The sequence below is a fragment of the Gordonia sp. 11cp genome (assembly GCF_057767225.1).
Genome location: NZ_CM173437.1, coordinates 2,951,072 through 2,970,161 on the forward strand (window position 1 = coordinate 2,951,072; position 19,090 = coordinate 2,970,161).

At 58.6% G+C, this 19,090-nt stretch carries 16 protein-coding genes; 14 read left to right on the forward strand and 2 right to left on the reverse strand.

Going from position 1 to position 19,090, the window contains the following annotated elements; genetic code table 11:
• Positions 1-84 precede the first annotated feature (84 nt).
• Positions 85-666: a hypothetical protein gene (locus tag AC3B6C_RS13175; protein ID WP_488373055.1), complete on the reverse strand. Its 582-nt coding sequence runs from the start codon at positions 664-666 to the stop codon at positions 85-87.
• Positions 667-2,205: 1,539 nt separating this feature from the next.
• Between AC3B6C_RS13175 and AC3B6C_RS13180 the strand changes: the two genes are divergently transcribed.
• The 14 genes from AC3B6C_RS13180 (at position 2,206) to AC3B6C_RS13245 (ending at position 18,766) form a co-directional block, all read left to right on the forward strand.
• Complete coding sequence (locus tag AC3B6C_RS13180) at positions 2,206-3,708, forward strand: sugar transferase (RefSeq protein WP_488376259.1); 1,503 nt, start codon at positions 2,206-2,208, stop codon at positions 3,706-3,708.
• Positions 3,708-5,009, forward strand: coding sequence for a UDP-glucose dehydrogenase family protein (locus tag AC3B6C_RS13185; protein ID WP_488373057.1), 1,302 nt, complete (start codon positions 3,708-3,710; stop codon positions 5,007-5,009). Before AC3B6C_RS13180 ends, AC3B6C_RS13185 begins: the two co-directional genes overlap by 1 nt.
• A gap of 38 nt (positions 5,010-5,047) precedes the next feature.
• Positions 5,048-6,073 carry a GDP-mannose 4,6-dehydratase gene (gene gmd / locus AC3B6C_RS13190; RefSeq protein WP_488373058.1) on the forward strand — a complete coding sequence of 342 codons (1,026 nt, stop codon included), beginning with the start codon at positions 5,048-5,050 and terminating at the stop codon, positions 6,071-6,073.
• Between the two features lie 11 nt (positions 6,074-6,084).
• Positions 6,085-7,050, forward strand: a complete 966-nt coding sequence (locus AC3B6C_RS13195; protein ID WP_488376260.1) for a GDP-L-fucose synthase family protein — start codon at positions 6,085-6,087, stop codon at positions 7,048-7,050.
• A gap of 21 nt (positions 7,051-7,071) precedes the next feature.
• Positions 7,072-8,403, forward strand: a complete 1,332-nt coding sequence (locus AC3B6C_RS13200) for an oligosaccharide flippase family protein (protein ID WP_488373059.1) — start codon at positions 7,072-7,074, stop codon at positions 8,401-8,403.
• 229 nt (positions 8,404-8,632) lie between these two features.
• Complete coding sequence (locus AC3B6C_RS13205; protein WP_488373061.1) at positions 8,633-9,427, forward strand: nitroreductase family protein; 795 nt, start codon at positions 8,633-8,635, stop codon at positions 9,425-9,427.
• Between the two features lie 92 nt (positions 9,428-9,519).
• The gene (locus AC3B6C_RS13210) at positions 9,520-10,653 is read left to right on the forward strand and encodes a polysaccharide pyruvyl transferase family protein (RefSeq protein WP_488373062.1); all 1,134 of its coding nucleotides are present in this window, start codon (positions 9,520-9,522) and stop codon (positions 10,651-10,653) included.
• Complete coding sequence (locus tag AC3B6C_RS13215) at positions 10,650-12,074, forward strand: O-antigen ligase family protein (protein WP_488373063.1); 1,425 nt, start codon at positions 10,650-10,652, stop codon at positions 12,072-12,074. Before AC3B6C_RS13210 ends, AC3B6C_RS13215 begins: the two co-directional genes overlap by 4 nt.
• Position 12,075: 1 nt before the next feature.
• Positions 12,076-13,014 (forward strand): glycosyltransferase, encoded by a 939-nt coding sequence (locus tag AC3B6C_RS13220; RefSeq protein WP_488373064.1) that lies wholly within the window; start codon positions 12,076-12,078, stop codon positions 13,012-13,014.
• On the forward strand, positions 13,004-13,939 hold the full coding sequence (locus AC3B6C_RS13225; protein WP_488373066.1) for a glycosyltransferase family 2 protein: 936 nt from the start codon (positions 13,004-13,006) through the stop codon (positions 13,937-13,939). Before AC3B6C_RS13220 ends, AC3B6C_RS13225 begins: the two co-directional genes overlap by 11 nt.
• Positions 13,911-15,284 (forward strand): hypothetical protein, encoded by a 1,374-nt coding sequence (locus AC3B6C_RS13230; RefSeq protein WP_488373067.1) that lies wholly within the window; start codon positions 13,911-13,913, stop codon positions 15,282-15,284. Before AC3B6C_RS13225 ends, AC3B6C_RS13230 begins: the two co-directional genes overlap by 29 nt.
• A gap of 39 nt (positions 15,285-15,323) precedes the next feature.
• Positions 15,324-16,100 carry a WecB/TagA/CpsF family glycosyltransferase gene (locus tag AC3B6C_RS13235; protein WP_488373068.1) on the forward strand — a complete coding sequence of 259 codons (777 nt, stop codon included), beginning with the start codon at positions 15,324-15,326 and terminating at the stop codon, positions 16,098-16,100.
• Between the two features lie 114 nt (positions 16,101-16,214).
• On the forward strand, positions 16,215-17,648 hold the full coding sequence (locus AC3B6C_RS13240) for a tyrosine-protein kinase domain-containing protein (protein ID WP_488373069.1): 1,434 nt from the start codon (positions 16,215-16,217) through the stop codon (positions 17,646-17,648).
• A 122-nt stretch (positions 17,649-17,770) separates the two neighbouring features.
• Positions 17,771-18,766, forward strand: a complete 996-nt coding sequence (locus AC3B6C_RS13245; RefSeq protein WP_488373070.1) for a cellulase family glycosylhydrolase — start codon at positions 17,771-17,773, stop codon at positions 18,764-18,766.
• Positions 18,767-18,769: 3 nt separating this feature from the next.
• On the opposite strand, the gene AC3B6C_RS13250 is transcribed toward AC3B6C_RS13245, so the two are convergent.
• On the reverse strand, positions 18,770-19,045 hold the full coding sequence (locus AC3B6C_RS13250; RefSeq protein ID WP_488373071.1) for a cyclic-phosphate processing receiver domain-containing protein: 276 nt from the start codon (positions 19,043-19,045) through the stop codon (positions 18,770-18,772).
• Between the last annotated feature and the right edge of the window lie 45 nt (positions 19,046-19,090).

Consider the following 19,090-nt stretch of genomic DNA (forward strand, 5'->3'; position numbering starts at 1 on the left):
ACAGCGACTGTCTAACGCGTTACATCTCACTCGTACTGCGCTTAGGTAGGTAGCGGCGGGATGACAAGTCGCAGAAACCGGCCTTCACGTATAGGGCTCCGATACATACCATCGTGAGGCGTCCCGCACGGCATGGCGAACCGAGCCGTCAGACGTGTCCTTCACCAGGCATGTCCAGCCAGCCGTGGGTGTTATGTCGAAGTCTGTATCTGAGACGGATCGCTTGCCCTCACCAGCAAGCAGCCGAGTCTGGACACCCTGGGCAGTGGTCACTGCGTGGAAGTGGGACTCCTTGTCCGCGGTCACGTACGAGGTGAACTGTCCGACCGACGTGACGAAGGTTGCATGATCGATTGGTGTATTCCCAGTAGCCAGCAGTTGGTCGACCTGATACTGGCTGTTCGCGATCAGAGTCAGTCGACCCGCCGAGGGCAGTTGACGCACCGCGGTGTCGTAGTTGGTCCAACGGCAGTGGTCGAGGTTCAGCCCGTCCCCACGGGTAAAGCTGACCGACAGGGCCCCTCGGTCGGTCCGCAGGAATCGGCAACCGGTCGCGGCTACGGATGACGGCCCCGATTCATCGTCGCCGACGACCAGGTCAGCACCGGTTATGCGCTCAAAATTAAGGCCCTGCAGAGTAATCGATCGAGCGTCGTCTCCGAACACTCGGACCCCCTCCGAGCAGCCGGCCAGGTCGCCCCCAGCCCATGTACAAGCTTCGAGGCCGCCTTCGATGAGGACCGCGACGCGGCTGTCCCAGGCGCCGCAGTTTTGTAGACCCACGGGTGACGACGGTGCGAATTCGTTACGGGGGAAGTGCCACCCAAGCTCTGACCGGACTACACGACAGTTCTCGTACAGACAGCCCCATGCCGAAGTGTGACGAACGCCGACCCCGTGCCCCTGGATGTGGACGTCCCGGACGGCAAAACGCGATGCGAGTTTGATGTCTAGACCGACTTGCCTCTGTCGGACCCGATCCGTCGTCAGTGTCAGACCTGACAGAACCCAATCTTGGGTGTACGGACCCCCGGGAGAGCCGTGTGCTTTGATCGAGTTGCTGGCTCCGACGTTCTCGAGAATGGTCACCCCCGCGCCGCTGCCCGCTAAGGCGAACTTGCCTTCGCTGGGCAGATTGAATCCCTCGTGTCTAAATAGGCCGCCCGGGATGACCACAGAAGTTCCGGCGCTGACCCCTTCAGCCACCGCGCGGTCTAGCGCAGCGCTGTTCAGGGCCGCACTTGCGGTGCTGGAGACGTCCGCGATGATTGTCCGGGCCCGCGCCTCCACTTTTGTTGTCGGCGTCCGCTCGGTCGCATCGGAGCAACTGGCGAGCCCCGCCGCCCCGACCCCTACGGCGCCGGCCCACCCGGCCGTCCTGAGGAATCGGCGGCGACTTGGCTCCGCGTCTCTGCCGGAGGTGTCGTCTAGAGGTTCAGGCACTGGACGGGTCCATCTGTCCGGCGCAGGGTTCGACCAAAACTCGAGTTTTCGGCACAGACCGCAGCCTACTTGGTAGCGCCTGGGCGTTCAGGACCACCAATCCGCAAAAGACCTGAGTGACATAGATCTTGGTCCCATATTTTGTTGTGAGATTGGTCTACCGGTGTTATGTAGCGAGCGGCGCTACCGCAGCGATGCGTTTCGTCGAGGCGAATCTCTGAGGTTTCCGATCCATAAATGCGGAACTCGGACAGCAAACGATCCGCAATAGGAAAACACGAGCAACGGATCGCTGATCGGATTCTCGAATCGAAGTACGCAACGCATGTCTCAAGGTGGCGGCGTCGTAGCGGAGACGCTACGGCGTGCTGCGCTGGTCGCGGTACGTACATGCAGTGTCCTGAACTGCGGCTAAGGTGGAGCGGCGGGCTCTGGTTGTGGCCTCATGGGTCGTCGGAGCATAGATAGTCTTCGCGCGCAGAGCGCAACATCGCGTCAATCTGGATGTGCGGAGTTCGCGGAAGTTGCGCGCCGTTGCTCTGTGAGTTAAAGGCAGGTAAACGACGAAGCTCGGACGTCGACGTTTGTCGTTGAAGTTGTGCATCCCAGCGCCCTGCCATACGATTTGCAGCATTCACTCGTCGTCAAAGAAATGGCAGAGAGTCAGAGTGATTTTCGTTCGAGTCTGGTTTTAGGACGTATTCCTAGCCAAGTCAGACCGCAGTAATGAGGTCGGTTGGAGGTGCGGTGAGTAATCGAGCCATGGAATATGCGAGCCGAACGGGCGCGAGTACTCCAAGCGGCCGGTTGCGCACGGCAGGCAAGGCTCCTCGCAAGTCCCGTACCTGGCTGCAGGGCTACCTCGCCTGCCTGGCATGGTCGGACGCGGCCATTGTCATCCTGGTTGTCTTGGTCGCTCAGCTGATCCGGTTCGGTGCAGACGGAGCGATGGCACCCAACGGTGCAAGTCAAGTGCCGGCGATCATCGTCTCAACCGCGTTGGCGGCGGCATGGCTGTTTGCTCTGCGAGCCTTCCAGACGCTTGACCGCCGGGTGGTCGGGTCTGGCTCGCAAGAATACAGCCGTGTGGTGACAGCGTGCCTGAGCGTATTTGGACTCCTCGCCATCATCGACTTGCTGTTTCGGCTGAATATTGCACGAGGATTTCTCGCGGTGGCGCTGCCATTGGGAACCGTCGGACTTCTACTCTCTCGTTGGGTCTGGCGTCAACGGCTGGCCAGCAAGCGACGCAATGCGGAGAACCTGGAACACGTCTTGGTGGTGGGCCGGCTCGACTCGGCGGTGCCGTTGATGAAGCGGTTTGAGGTGCAACCGGAGCTCGGCTATCGCGTTGTTGGGATCTGCCAACCCCGTAGCGACACGAGTTCTCGGGCCGGACTACGGGAACTCCGAGAAGTCGAGCTGTTTGGCTCCTTCGACGACTTGTGCCACGCGGTGGAGAGTTCGGGCGCGACCACCGTTGCTGTCACATCAGCAGAGGCGCTGGGGCACGGCGCGATGCAGGAACTCTCTTGGGATCTAGAGGGCATGGATGTCGACATGCTGGTTGCGCCCGGTGTTACCGACATCGCCGGGCCTCGCATGATGCTTCGTCCTGTAGCGGGGCTTCCCCTGCTTCACATCGACAAACCACGATACGAAGGTGCAAACCGATTCCGAAAGGCGATGGTGGACCGTGTTGGCGCGGCAGCAATACTCCTAGCGATTGCGCCCGTGATCGCAGTTGTTGCGACCGCGATCAAGCTGGACAGCAGAGGCCCTGTTTTCTATCGAGCCCAGCGGATAGGCATCAATAATCGACCGTTTGAGATGTGGAAATTTCGGTCAATGGTTCAGGATGCTGACCAGTTGAAGAACGACCTCAGGAGCTTGGACGAAGGTGCAGGGCTGCTGTTCAAGATGCGTGACGACCCTCGTGTCACGCGAGTCGGAAGGTTTATACGCCGTTACAGCATCGACGAACTACCCCAGCTGTTGAATGTCGTGACCGGAACCATGAGCTTGGTTGGACCGCGGCCACCCCTGCCGGATGAGGTCGAGCATTACGACGGCAGGGTAGCTCGCCGGATGCTGGTCAAACCAGGCATGACAGGCCTGTGGCAGGTATCCGGGCGCTCTGATCTCTCCTGGGAGGAGTCCGTGCGACTGGATCTGTCGTATGTCGAGAACTGGTCGATCATGCAAGACGCTCTCATCCTGTGGAAGACCGCCAGGGCGGTACTCGCGAAAGACGGTGCTTACTAATGAAACTGGTCGTCCTAGGCCTGGGATACCTTGGTGCTACCCACGCAGCGTGCATGGCCGAGCTTGGTCACGAGGTACTTGGCATCGAGGTCGTAGAGGAGAAACGCGAACAGCTCGCACTCGGAAAGGTTCCGTTCTATGAGCCGGGCTTGCCCGAACTTCTGAAGCGGCACATAGATTCCGGACAACTGACAGTCTCCGGGTCGTATCAGGAAGCAGCAGACTTCGCAGACGTCTTCTTTATCGCGGTGGGCACACCGCAGAAGAAGGGGGAATACAGCGCAGACTTGCGGTACGTCGATGGTGCACTCGAGGAGCTTGTGCCGCTGCTGACCAGGGACGCGCTAATCCTGGGCAAGTCCACCGTGCCCGTCGGTACGTCTGCGAATCTTTCCGAGCGCGCCGACGAACTAGCCAAGGACATCGACGTCGAAATTGCATGGAATCCGGAGTTCCTGCGAGAGGGCTTCGCAGTCCAAGACACCCTTCATCCTGACCGACTTGTCATCGGGTCTTTCCCAGGTGGCAGAGCGGAGTCGGTGTGCCGCGAGATTTATCAAGAGATGCTGAAGGACGGCACACCTTTCATCGCCACCGATCCTGCCAGCGCTGAGATGGTGAAGAACTCGGCGAATGCGTTCCTTGCCACGAAGATCTCCTTCATCAACGCCGTTGCCGAGGTGTGCGATGCAGCTGGCGCCGACGTTCAGGCAGTGGCGGATGCAATCGGACATGACGTCCGGATCGGACGCAAATTTCTCAACGCGGGAATCGGCTTCGGCGGGGGCTGCCTACCGAAGGACATTCGTGCGTTCATGGCCCGAGCCGGTGAACTCGGCGCAGCGGAAGCACTGAGCTTTCTTCGTGAAGTCGACAACGTGAACATGCGTCGACGGACTCGAATGGTGGAGCTCACTCGCGATGTGTGTGGAGGTTCCCTCCTTGGTAAGCGCGTGGCGATCTTGGGTGCGGCGTTCAAGCCGGAATCCGACGACGTGAGAGACTCACCGGCGCTCAACGTTGCTGGCCAGATCCAGCTTCAGGGCGCCTCGGTCGTTGTGTACGACCCGAAGGCGATGCAGAATTCGCGCGCAGTTTTTCCAACACTTGACTATGCAACCGGCGCCTACGAGGCCTGCGATGCGGCCGACGTGGTCCTCGTACTGACCGAGTGGAGAGAGTTCTTAGACCTCGATCCAGTCGAACTAGGCGGCCGCGTCCGGCGTCGGAACCTCATCGACGGTCGTATGTGCCTCGACGCTCCGAAGTGGACCAGCGCGGGCTGGCACTACCGCGTCTAGCGCCGTCCGGACGTCAACCACAGCTCTTAGAGGAGATCATGAAAAAGGCGCTCATCACGGGAATCACCGGGCAGGACGGTTCGTACCTGGCGGAACTGCTTCTCGCCAAAGGTTACGAGGTCCACGGGTTGATTCGTCGCTCGTCGACGTTCAACACGTCCAGAATCGATCACCTTTATGTCGACCCCCACGATCCGAGTGCGCGGTTGTTCTTGCACTACGGCGATCTTAGCGATGGCGCCCGCTTAGTGACACTAGTTTCGTCAATTGACCCGGACGAGGTCTACAACCTGGCTGCACAATCGCACGTGCGAGTCAGTTTCGATGAGCCCGAACATACCGGTGATACAACTGGGATCGGCTCAATTCGCCTTCTTGAAGCTGTGCGGCTGGCCGGAGTCAGGTGTCGGTTCTACCAGGCATCTAGCTCCGAAATGTTTGGAGCGTCGCCACCGCCGCAAAGCGAAGAGACCCTGTTCTACCCGAGATCCCCATATGGCGCAGCCAAGGTCTACTCCTACTGGGTGACGCGAAACTATCGAGAAGCATATGGGATGTTCGCGGTGAATGGCATTCTGTTCAACCACGAGTCACCAAGGCGCGGAGAAACATTCGTGACTCGGAAGATCACCCGAGCTGCCGCACGAATTAAGGCGGGAATCGAGCAGTTCATCTACATGGGTAATCTGGATGCTGTACGAGACTGGGGATATGCGCCGGAATACGTGGAAGGCATGTGGCGCATGCTGCAGGCGGACGAACCTGACGATTACGTGCTCGCAACAGGAGGCAAGTACACCGTCAAGGACTTTCTCGTTACCGCATTCGAGCACGCTGGCTTGGACTGGGAAGAACACGTTCGATTCGACGACAGGTACCTCCGGCCGACCGAGGTCGATGCGCTTGTTGGCGACGCGGGGAAGGCGGAACGCGTTCTTGGCTGGCGCGCAGCGGTAGAGGCGCCCGAACTCGCTCGGATCATGGTTGACGCGGATATTGCTGCCCTTGAATGTGAGGGAAAACCCTGGATCGACCAGCCGGTACTCAGGGACTGGGTGAAGTGACAGAACACGCCATGACACTTGAAGCGCCTACCCCGCTCGACCGGCATGCAACCACGTACATCGCAGGGCATCGCGGGCTCGTGGGTTCGTCGGTGTGGAAGCTGTTCGAGTCAGAGGGCTTCACTAATCTAGTCGGCCAGACAAGCAGCCAGCTGGATCTGACGGACCGGGACGCGGTCTTCCGCTACTTTGAGGAAGTAGATCCAAAGGTGGTTGTGCTGGCCGCCGCCAAAGTTGGAGGCATCCTTGCAAACAGTACGTTTCCGGTCGATTTCATATCGACGAATCTCCGGATTCAAAATAATGTGCTCGATGCGGCATTAGAGCTAAGGGTTCCTCGCCTTCTGTTCCTCGGGTCTTCATGTATTTATCCCAAGTATGCGCCGCAGCCGATCAAGGAAGAATCATTATTGACGGGTCCCCTCGAACCAACAAATGACGCATATGCGATCGCCAAGATCGCTGGGATATTGCAGGTTCAGGCGGTCAGGCGGCAGTATGGACTGCACTGGATATCAGCCATGCCGACAAATCTGTATGGGCCGGGTGACAACTTCTCTCGGACCGGTTCCCATGTCCTGCCGGCCCTAATTCGCCGTTACGACGAGGCGGTTCGGAGTGGGGCTAGTGAAGTTGTGAACTGGGGAACAGGTACGCCCAAGAGAGAGCTTCTGCACGTTCAAGATATGGCCTCGGCATGTCTGTATTTGCTCGAGAACTACGACGGCGACCAACAGGTGAATATTGGCACAGGCGAGGACCACTCGCTAGTGGAGATTGCGCGAATGGTTGCTGACGCCGTGGGTTTCCATGGTGCGACGCGATGGGACGCAACGAAGCCTGACGGGACGCCCCGTAAGCTGCTGGACGTCACGTTGTTACGCACCGCGGGGTGGAAGCATTCGATCAATCTTCAGGACGGCGTACGCGACACAATCTCGTGGTATCGGGACAACTTGACGAAGATTCGCTCGTGATCCGAAGGGGCAGCGGATATTTTGTCTAAGAAATTTTCGGGTTCAAGCGGAATCGGCAGTAGTGCATTACTTACGCTTACACAGCTTGCCCGAATGGTCTCTCTTTTTCTAGTCACCGTGCTGATCGCGAGATCACAGGGGCCAGCCGCGCTTGGCCAGTTCTCACTGGCGATCGCGTTCGTCACTCTCTTGCAACTTGGATCTACCGGTGGTCTAGCCGGAGCAGGGGTGCTCAGTCTCCTACGGCAGACCGACGGCGGTGACACTGCCGCCATATCCATATCAGCAGTGCGGACCTCGCTAATACCGCCAATCTTCATTGTGGGTTTTGTCGTTTTTGTGTCAGTCTCGAACGACTCAAGCTACATATTCTTTATGGGAGCTCTGTTCGCTGGGTATGCAATCGGTGCGTATGACCTCCCTGAGCTGATTCTGACTGCGCGTGGAAAGTTCAACGCGATAGCCTCAGTCAGGCTTGTTCTAGTCCTAGTCATCGCTGTCCCCAAACTTATCTTTGCATGGGGTGGCTCCGTCGCATCGGTTCTTATCTTGCAGGGGCTGGAGGCCGCTCTGTGGCAACTCGCTCTCCTGCCGATTGTGGGCGGTCTACTTCGAGTATTCTCTCGTGGTGCATTCGCCTTTCGGGAGGTTCGGGCTCAATTGCGCGACAAGCGCCTCCTTTGGATCTCTGGTCTCGCCGCAGCGGCTGCAACCCGTGCCGACTTACTAATGGTTGGGTGGTTACTCGGGGCGTCGGCCGCCGGGGTCTACTCAGCCGCGACCCGGCCGATCGAAGCGATCGGTGTCATTGGTATTGCAATCACAACCGTCGTTTTCAACCCTCTCGCGGCGGCCAGTACCGACGCCGCAGCTTACGAGAAGCGGGCGCACCATGCATCCAGGACGGTTCTCATGTGGGGGGCTGTGCTCACTGTTGCCGGCTGCGTAGTCGGACCGCCAGCAGTGGCAATCCTGTATGGGCCTCAGTTCGAGGAGGCCGAGATGCTCATTGCGCTGTACTCGGTGACCATCCTATTGGTATTCCAGAGGCAGCTTGTCAGCAAAATCTTGCTGATAGAGCGAGGTTATGGCTACAGCCTAGCCAGCAACGCATCATGCCTGCTGATCGTGGTCGCAGGAGCGGCCCTCACTGCCCATCGCTGGGGACTTGTCGGGGTGGCTGCTTCGACGATCGTCGCGTACGCGGTTTCCTCGTTCGGCATCTTCTTGCTGACTAGAAAGGGCCGAAGCATCCTCGTCCTCAGCCTTATGGGTGTCCGAAGAACCGTCAAATCCGGCACGCACGCCAGCCGACTGCTTCGAGAGAGAGCCGTACATGCTGAAACGTCGTGAGAATCTTGCCTCCAAAGTTCGAGACAAGGCCAACCGGTTAGTGGACAGCTATGGCCCAAAAATTGTGGGAAGAAGAGTTCACTTCATAGTTTCGTCTCGCTTCGCAGACGAACGATCCGCCGTGGCTGCGGGGCGAATGGCCCATTACGACACGAGCGCGACGGACTCCAATCAGATGTTCTTACGGCGTTCGGTACACAGACTCGAGAAGGGTTTGATATCTCGACCTATGAGAGATACCTTCGCGGAAGATTACATAAGACAGACCGTAGCTACCTACCACAATTACGCTGCGTCTTCACGCGATGAGGCGGAGCTTCGATGGTTCACCGACGTACTAAGCGCTTACTTTGACGCGACCTCGAGATCCGCGTCGGAAGTCATTGCTAAGGCGAGGGCTAGCTTTTTGGCCGGTTCGTCGCGGGGGAACACTGAGGAGGCGCAGCGCTTTGGGCCCTTTGTTCACGACTCGAAGCCCCCATCGAACGCTGCTACCTACGGTGCGCTTCGTAGCCTTGCGGTGCACCGGAGATCGACAAGGTGGTACTCGTCTGGCGTACTGGACCGAAGCGATATCGCGGCGGCGATCGAAGTGGGGCTGACCGCACCTAGTGCATGCAATAGACAGAGTCTGCGCCTAGAAGTGGTTACCGAGCCCAACTTGCTTACAGACTTGTCTAGGCTGCCGATGGGAACCGCGGGGTTTGCAGATCAGATCCCGGGAATTCTGGTAATAGTCGGCCAGCTGAGAGGTTACGCGGATGCCCGTGACCGCCATGCCATCTATGTGGACGGAGGTCTTTTCGCTCAGGGATTTGTTTTAGCGATGGAATCCCTTGGATACGCGACCTGCTGCATCAATTGGCCGGACATCGCAGCAAAGAATCGACAGATCGCCGGCCTTTTGGGTCTCGACCGGGATGAGAGGGTAGTTATGTTGATTTCGTTCGGCGTGCCTCAGGCGGGCCAGACGGTTCCTCGAAGTGTGAAGCGATCCGTCGAGGCCGTTGCGAGCTGGAAATGAATGCAGTTATGCCCTCGCTAGAACCGAGCCGGCGCACGATCCCACATGTACTTATCACAGGGGTTGAATTCACTAACCAGGGCGCCTTTCTGATGCTGGTTGCCGCCTCTCAGGCGATCCGCAGCCGCGGCGGGATCCCAGTTGTGGAGTTCAACATCGGGTATAGCGAACAGTGTCGTAGCGTAGGCGTGTATACCCTGCTGCACCCGAGGCTGGCTGCGGCGGCGAGCCTAGCCAAACAGGCCCTGGGCAAGCAGTCATCGAGATCCGCACGCATGCGGCGTAGGTTTGAAGCGCTGGTCCCTCACGTTCTGCCCACTGACATAGATCTTGTCTTGGACGCGTCCGGATTCTGCTACGGCGATGAATGGGTGGGGGCCCACTTGGACTCCAGGTTGAGCACGATATCGTCGTGGCACGAGCAGAAAGTGCCGGTTGTTTTCCTTCCGCAAGCTTTCGGACCGTTCGACGATTCCGGACACTCGGTTGCGCCTGTGCTTCAGAAGGCTGAGATGGTGTTTGCACGCGACGCGGAGTCGCTCCGGAACGTGCTTAGCCTCGTCGATTGTGAGGGTGACATCCCGCACCCTGTAGTAAGGTCCGCACCCGATTTCACTATTGGTCTCCGTGCGAGCAAGACTATTGACTTCGACCTACCTCCCGATGTAGTGGCGATTGTCCCGAATTGGAATATTGCCAAGAGGAAGAACCTCGGAGTGGATGGCTACGTAACCCAGCTGTCAGGTATCGGAAAGCATCTGTCAGACGCTGGCTTAAATGTAATTGGCGTTTGCCATGAAGGGGAGCATGATCTTGCGATCCTGAGGCAGGTGGCAGAGCGATTTGCGCCCGGAACGATACGCATCTTCTCGGGCCTCGATGGGCTTGAACTCAAAGGTCTAATCGGCGAATGCGTTGGCGTCGTATCCGGTCGCTACCATGCAGCGATTAGTGCTCTCTCCCAGGGTGTACCGACGCTCGTGCACGGGTGGAGCCACAAGTATGCGGCGTTGATGTCGGATTTCGAGTGTCCAGACATGATTGTCGAAGTAGAGCGCGAGGTCGACGCCCAGGTAGATATTCTACTTCGTGGAGTTCGCAGTTCAGAATTCAGCAGTCATCTGAGTGCTCGCTCACAGTCCCTTGAAGAGGCCTCGATTCGAATGTGGGACGTGATATCGGCGGGTGTGCTCGATAGCCGGGTGTCTGGCGAGTTGGTTCGATGACGAGCCCGCTCCCGCTCGAAGTCGTGCGCAGATCGCACGAACGGGATTATCGTTCGGCGATCTTCGTTGTGGGTGCGGTCGCAGCTCTTGCCGTCTGTGGGCTTGGGATCGCTCTTCACCCGATAGTCGGGGTAGCCGCCGTGTTTGTCGCATTCCTCGTCACCGCGCTCTTCTGGCCGACGATCACACCGCTTGCATGTCTTTTCACCATCGTCGCCGCGCATTCGCAGTATTTGCTGCCCGCTGTGCCGGGGTTGGGGCAGGACGGTGTGCAGAAAGTGTTGCTTCTTGCGCTGGTGGGCGTGCTGCTCCTGAGAGAGCGCAAACGATTCTCATTGACGGCGACCTTAGCGATTCTCCTGTTCGGCGGTTTTGCTATTTATGGTCTTCTCTTCGCGGCAAGCGGTATCGATCAGGCGACTCTGATTAGAGCGTTGATTGGCTTCTCGTTTGCGTGGATGGTCCTGTTGGTGCGTCTGTCTCCCATGGACAGCAAGGTAATGTTGTTCACAATCGCCGCGTTGCCAGCTGTATCGATTGCTTATGGGGTCGCGCTACGCGTTGTTGGGTACTCTGCCCTCTTCCAGGACGAGTACACCGGCGTAGTCCGGTTATCTGGCGCATCGATCCCCGCGCATCTAGCAATGATGAGTTTTGTAGGAGTAATTGCTGGCCTGGCGTACGGAATTATGTTCGGTGATTCCCTTATCTCGACCGCCATGGTGACACTCAATATTCTTCTGTGCTGTGCCACGCTCACTCGAGGCGCGATCACTGCCACAGCCGTCTTGCTACTGACATTCGTCTGCGCCCTATGGGTGATATGGCAACGCCGTGGCCCGGATATCTCTTTCTCCACCATGTCCATAAATCAGGCACGCGCTGGCTTGTATGGGTTCGGACTGATGATCGTTTCTGGTGCAGCTATCCTTCCTCTGCTCTTGCAGCGGTCTCGAAGTACAGCATTGGAGCGCGGTTTCAATTCCTCTGGGCGTGATGAGGCATGGGCCTTCTATTTTGACCAGTTCGGCGCGCGCCCAGTTTTGGGTAATGGTCTCGGTTTCGCGAGCATCGCGAACGAGATATTGAAACCTACCGGTGTGCAGTCTGCGTTTCGTGCTCCCCACAACGAGTATCTGCATTTCTTAGTAGACATGGGTGTAGTTGGATCGGTGGGTCTAGCCGCCATCATGCTCATCGGACTGATAAGGCTAGTGCGTAATACTGTGAGCCCAGTGATGGTTGGTCTAATTATTGCCATTGCTCTCTCGGTCATCGTCTACGCGTACTTTGACAACATCTTCTCTACGCCTCAGTTCTTACTTCCGATGCTTCTGGCGCTCATGTGCATTCGGTCGGGGTCGGATGCCTCTGATCTCGGGCGGGATGATCGAGTTGCGGTACAGGCAAAGGGAGCGTGAGATGTCTGTCAGTGTTCTGATGGCGACCTACAACGCAGGGGAATATCTCGAGCCTGCGATTAACAGTATTTCGAGGCAGACCTTGCGCCCAGATCAAATTGTCCTAATAGACGACGGAAGTACGGATGGTTCTGTGGACCGGCTTTCGCGCTTTTATAACGGGTGTGAGCTGACCGTGATCCGTAGGACTAACGAGGGGCTCGCCGCTTCTTTGAATTACGGACTAACGGTGTGCACCTCGGAGATTGTCGTACGTATGGATGCCGACGATCTGGCCGAGCCTGATCGTATCGAGCACCAAGTCTCCTATCTCGGAGCCAACTCTGATGTTGTGCTCGTCGGCGGGCAGGTCCGAAGATTCACGGACTCCGAAATACTGGGAACCACTTCATTCCCTCGGGATCACGAGAGCATCGTGGACGGTTTGCTCAACGGAGCCCATGTTTTGTGCCATCCGTCGATAGCATTTCGCAGGGATGTGGCCCTCTCGGTGGGAGGGTATTGGTCTGGAGGTGTAGGTGAGGACTGGGACTTCTATCTCAAGATGTCGGAGGTAGGAAGCCTGGCAAACCTAGGTAATCAGGTGCTCGACTATCGGTTTCACTCCACCGGTATAAACGCTACCTCTATGATTCGAGTTCGTCAGAACATCGCGCTTGCGATATCAAATCATAGGCGCCGGAAGTCCGGTCGACCGGAGATGACTGAATTGGAGTTCGCGAAGCAGCAAAGTCAGGTGGAACGCGCCAGCGTGAGGTTGATTGCTACCTCCCTAGCGTTGTATAGGGCTGGTATGGCCCACCAATCGCTAGTACCCAGGTTTGCGTACTACACGCTCGCTTCGTTGCTCTGGCCGGCGCAGGCTCTCAGGCGAATCCGTGCCGGTGCGGATCGGCTGGTGGGTCAGAAGCAGACGGTCGGAGGTCCACATGTCGCATGAGGTCTCAATCGGGGTGATAATTCCCGCCAAAGACTGCGCCTCGCTAGTTGAAGGTGCTGCGGCGTCCATCGCCCGGGATCTGGACCCGTCCGATCGGCTGTTGGTCGTCGACGATTCGAGTTCCGACGAGACTTTCGCCGTCGCCGAAGCTGCTGGCGCAGAGGTGGTCCGGTGCTTAGACGGGCACGGCCCGTACGCGGCTCGAAACTTCGGCGCTAGCCACCTTCAGGGCAAGGTGGACGTATATCTTTTCTTCGACGCCCGCTGTCTGGCTGCTCCGGGCCTGTTGGCCGAGCACAGGAGTTTGCTGAGGGATAACCCCTTGTCTTACACGGAGGTCAGGGTGGCTGTGGGAGAGACAGTCGCCGAGCGTGCCGCAGCGGTTTACGAGCCATTCACGATCCAGAATTACAGCAGTCATCCGATGGGGCAGTACTTTCCGACTTGCAATCTCGGGGTATCGGCCGAGGCGTTTACGGCAGTCGGCGGTTTTCGAGACGTCCGAAGTGGCGGTGACGCGGATCTGTGCTGGCGAGTGTTGGAGGCAAGCGGCGGTTCGATCGGTACTTCGCACCACTGCCTCGTCGAGTGGCGTGCTCGTACGGAGGTTAAGGCGTTGCGCGCACAGTTTCTGAGATACGGGGAGAGTACTGCGGATCTGCTACCGCAGTCGTTGCGCATGTCGGCCGGTGCCAGACGAGCAGTTCTGCTACCGGCTCGGGTGGCCAAGCGCGCGATCCAGGGGTTGCTCGGTGGCGGTGTAAGGGTCGCATGGACATTGGCGAGGACACAATTGGCCTACGAACGCGGCTTCTTCGGCTACTTGTGGACGCAACGGGTTCCAAAGGTCGTGCGGGAGAGCCAACAGGATCTTTCGTCCGACGAGGTGCACGGGGATGATCGGAAAGACACAAATGCTCACTAGGCGTCAGGTGTTGGCCGGAAGTGCGCTCGGAGTCGTCCTTACTGCGTGCGGTACGCCGAGCAGCGAGCCGGCGAATCCACGTTCGACACTCCTCGACATCGAGGACGGCATCGACGAATGGTGGACCGCTCCTGTCGCCGCGCTCTTGCAGTTTCCGTACGAACGACTGGTTAAGACCTCGTACACCTCAGAAGGCAAGATTGTGGTGTCGGAGTCGTCGCGCGGCGCACACACCCGAACGGTTACGGCCGCCCACCCAGCCTGGGGAGTGGATGACCACAACGCGGCATGGCTCTACGCGGAGAACGGCCATCGGATGGTCCTCGGCTTCGCGCGACACGGTGAGCATCGAGAGCTGTATCTGAAGGTGTCAGACCGAGACGGTTCGATTGAGTCGCTGGCCTATGGCGAAACTTACGAGTTTGAAATGCGCGAGTTTGAATTTGAGCATACCAACTATGGTCAGTGTTTCCGCATCCGTCACATGTCCACCGAGGGAGCAGATGGTAATCCGCTTGTCGATTACTTTTGGCTCCTCACCAGGTCTTTCGACCATTGGGATGTGATTGAGTTTACAGTGGACCAGATTAGCGGTGACGTCACGCTGCTGAATCGGTTGCCACTCGTTCGTGCCGCCGGGCTGCAGCTTTACTGCACATCGTCTATTGGGAACTGGACCACCGAACGACCAGAGATTCGCTTGGGGTTGGCGGCCAATCCGAACAGTTGGTTCTCAGGCATCTGGGCGCTAACGGTTGACTCGGTTTCTAGGACTATCAGAGTGCTGGGCAACGACAGGCAAGCTAACTCGCACCCAATCGATGAGGGTCCTCTCAATCTGTTGACAGGGTCGCGGGAGTTGCCCGTGCCCTGTGCTGTTGGACCCGCGGGTAGCGAAACGTCACGCAGGTTGTTTGCGATGCGATCCGGCCCCAAGGCACCGGCGGTGCTGTGGTCTGAATGGCACGAGAACGCGCCAGACGCTGGGTCGTATAGGGTCTCGGTGCTTAGCGGGACTGGCTGGGAAACGGTCGATTTAGGGCCGGCGGGTCCCGCATTCGGTTACCGGGTTGACGCGAACTATCTGGCCGGGGGTTGTTTCGCCGAGCCCTGTCGTGACGACTTTGTCTATCTGGCTCGTAACTCTAGGCCCTCCGTACTTGAGCGGGTGTCTCTGGGTTCAAACCCTGCGTCGCCGGACGAGCTCGCGGTTGATCACGAGGCGACTATCGTCAGACCGCGATTCACACCTGGGGGCTCGGAGCGTCTCATCACCTACAGTTCGGTCAGTTGGTACTCGGATGTCGATTTCAAGTTCGACTCCTCACAGCAGTCATTGGGCTGATTGCGCAATCTAGAATGAAATAAGCAGATTGGAGTTCTGATGGTCACAGTTCCGGCGGATGCCGGTCCCTCGGTGGTTGGTGGGGTGAAGTTTGATGGTCTTGACCTAGCCGCCTCGGTGCAGACCATCAAGCGGGCGGCGTTAGACAGAAGTGCTCTGGCTGTCCGGCTGGTGAACGCTTACTCGATCGGAGCTGCAGCCGAGAATCCGGCCTACCTCGAGGTCTTGAACTCGCCCGGCTCGAACCTTGCTGACGGCACACCGGTAGCGGTAATCCTAGGTAGATCTCGCGGGCACAGTCTTCGAAAATACCACGTCCGCGGACCGTCGCTCTTCCGATCGGTACTCGAAGCTGGCCTGGACGCAGACCTGACACACTTCTTCTTGGGGACCACACCAGATACTTTGTCGGCTCTGACGACAGCGATCGAAAAAGAATATCCTGGTGTGGCAATCGCGGGTTCGTGGGCACCAGAGTTCGGTCCCGTGAACGGTGCGTTGATTGACGAGTGCGTGTCCAGGGTCTTGGAGGCAGATCCTCACATCGTCTGGGTGGCACTGGGTTCACCGAAACAGGACTTCCTCTCGAATCGACTCGCCCCGGAAGTTGGGCGCCCCTGCATCGGTGTAGGTGCGGCCTTTGATTTCGTGGCGGGTACTACACAAGAGGCGCCGCTGATTTTTCAAAAGGCTGGCCTAGAGTGGGCGTTTCGGTTTGCGCGCGAGCCCAGGAGGTTGTGGCGAAGGTACACGGTGTCCAACTGGAAGTTCCTTAGGGCAGTCGCCCGACAATCGAGTGGAGCCCGAAATCCTTAGCGGAAGATTAGCACCGCAGTTGCAGCTCAACGTCTTACCCGTTTTGATAGTCGTATCGCGGCGACGACCGGACAGCAGCTTTGCACGCTTGGACACTGAGAAGAGGTCGAATTAATGAAGCTTCGAGCGAGAGAAGCGCACCCGACAGGTGCTGGTGGAGCCAGGTCTGTCTTTGTGCGCCTAGGTCGATTCTGGTGGATCATTGTGGTTTCCGCGTTAGTTGTGGGGGGCTGCGCGTTGGCCGCGAGCGCGGTGCAGACGCCGATCTACAAGTCGACCGCTACGGTGTATGTGACATCAGGTGCTGATGCCGACACGCAGAGCGCCTACCAGGGATCCCTGGCCAGCCAGCAGCGCGTGGCGTCCTATGTGGAGCTGGTTCAGTCGAACGCCATTGTCGGTGACGCTCTGAGTCAGAGCCAGCTGGGTATGAGTGTCGACGAGGCTCGTGGAGCGATCGAGGCAACAACAAAACCGGATACGGTGCTGCTGCAGATCAGCGCTACGAGTCCAGACGCTCCAGTGGCGGCTACGCTTGCAAATGCGGTGGCGCAGTCGCTAAGTCGGTTCGTGAGTACCCTGGAGCAGCCAAGTGGGGGTGGCGATGCGTTGGCGAAGGTAACGGTCGTTACCCCGGCCGTCGAGAGCGCTACACCGGTTGAGCCGAAGCCGGTCCGTAACGGCCTCCTGGGCCTTGGCGTAGGTCTTGTGCTGGGTCTCCTGATTGTGATTCTCAAGGTGAGGTTCGACAATCGAATTCGAGTTTCGGGCGACGTCGAGGGCATTACCGGCCTTACCGTTATCGGCGATGTGCCGACTGAGGACTCGCTGAAGTCCTCCGGCGCCGTGGACTTCGGGGGGGGCTCGAATCCAGCCGCGGAGGCATACCGTCGGCTCCGCACCAACCTGTCATTTGCGAACGTAGATGATCCAGTAAAGAAGATACTGGTCACAAGTCCGAATCAGGGCGAGGGTAAGACTACGACGGCTATCAATCTTGCGGTGTCGTTGGCAGAGGCCGGCAGTAAGGTTGTGCTGGTCGACGGGGATCTGCGGAAGCCTGCCCTGGCCAAACGACTCGGTTGCAGTCAAGAGGTCGGATTCACCGACTACCTTCGCGGTGAAGCGACGATGGCCGATCTGGTGCAGCCGAGCGGAATCTCCCGGCTGGACGTGCTGGCTTGTGGCCAGCTCCCGCCGAATTCGGCTGAGCTTCTGGGATCACAAAGAGCAAGACTTGCTATCGCAGAGTTGCAGAACCATTACGATTTCGTCGTGGTGGATTCCCCTCCAGTACTTCCTGTTACCGACGCCGCGGTCTTGTCTCAGTGGGTTGACGGAACGCTTCTGATTGTGCGGAGCGGCCGGACGCGGTCAAGGGAACTTGTCTCGGCGATCGACGAGGTCAGCGCCGGTCAGACGCCAGTCATAGGAGTTGTTCTCAACGACGTCCGTGCACGGCATCTTACGTACAGCTATTCCTACTACGGGACGGACGCGTCTGCGGATGTCGTGCGTAGATCGAAGGCTACGGTGCCCAGTCCCTAGTCACTGGGGTTTCAGATGAGAGAACGTACGAACACGTGGCGCGCACGTTCTAAGCCCGCAATACTGAGAAAGTGACTAGAACGCGACGCCTGTGCACGGCGCTATTTGCAGCGGGAATTGCTGTGACTGGCGTACTCGGCGTGCACTCTTACTCAGAGGCCGCCGTCCGGGTGGCGGTAGGCGTTGCTTCGATCTCGACCCAGTACGCTGGCGCCGACTTCGCCGGGGAGGCCGAGCAGATCAAGGCGGCCGGAGCGACGGCCGTTCGGATTCCGGCGAAATGGAATCTGCTGCAGCCGTCGAGCTCGGCTTCCTTTACCTGGACACGTCTCGACGCGGCGGTGAGTGCTGCCCGGGCGAAGGGGTTGTCGATCCTGATGAACCTCGAGGGGCCGGCACCGGTGTGGGCGCAGAAGTCAGGTGCAAACCCCCTCGCAAACGGGAACGCCCCCGCCAATCCCGCCACTTTCGGCGAGTTTGCGAGACAGGTGGCGCTGCGGTACTCGTCGCGAGTTGCCGCCTGGGAAGTGTGGAACGAACCGAACCTCGCGCACTACCTGATTCCGCCTACGGCTGGTGAGTACGTTCCACTGCTCAAGGCGGCGTTCGGAGGTATCAGAGCGGGCGGTGGCAACCAGCCGGTGATCACTGGCGGGCTGTCGAGTCTTCGAACCGAGACCCGGGATGTCACCTTCATCTCGGACATGTACTCGCTAGGCGCGAAGCCGTACTTCAACGGCATTGGCGTCCACCCATATACGCTGCCTTACCCGATCACCGCAGATCCACGAGCAGGCGACGGGGGCGGCGCAGCCGTTCTGCCCGAGGGGCGCGCGATCATGGTGACGAACGGCGACTCCACCAAGTCCATATGGGTGACCGAGTTCGGCCAGCCGACCGGAAACACCCCTGCATCGACCACAGAATCCGTTCAATCCAGCATCATCGTCGACGCGGTGAACCGCGCGAACGGGCTGTCGTGGATCGCGGCCATCTTCCTTTTCACGTCCCGCGACCTGTCCGCCAACAAGGCGGATGACAATTCGAACTTCGGTTTGTACCGTTTCGACGGTTCACCCAAACCTGTCGTCGGCGCGTTGCAGGGTCTCCTGGGCTGAGGGCTAGTCGCGGGGTTGGTACCGCTCAATCATCCCGGTCAACCAGTCGACACCGACCGGGTTGGCGCTGTGCACGAGCACTTTGCGAGGCCATCGTTCGTGCTCGCACATCCACAGGACGACCGCCCGGGTTGTGTCGTCACCACCGAGGTCGTGATCCAGTGACATCACCTCGACCTCATCGACCCGTGCGATGAGGATTCTGATCGCCTCGGCACTCGTCTTGGCCCATTCCCAACCTTCTGGCGGGATGCGAAGGTCGTCGACCCACAGTTTCATGACCGGCGATCCTCCCAGACGGGCACGGGTTGAGCACTTCAATTT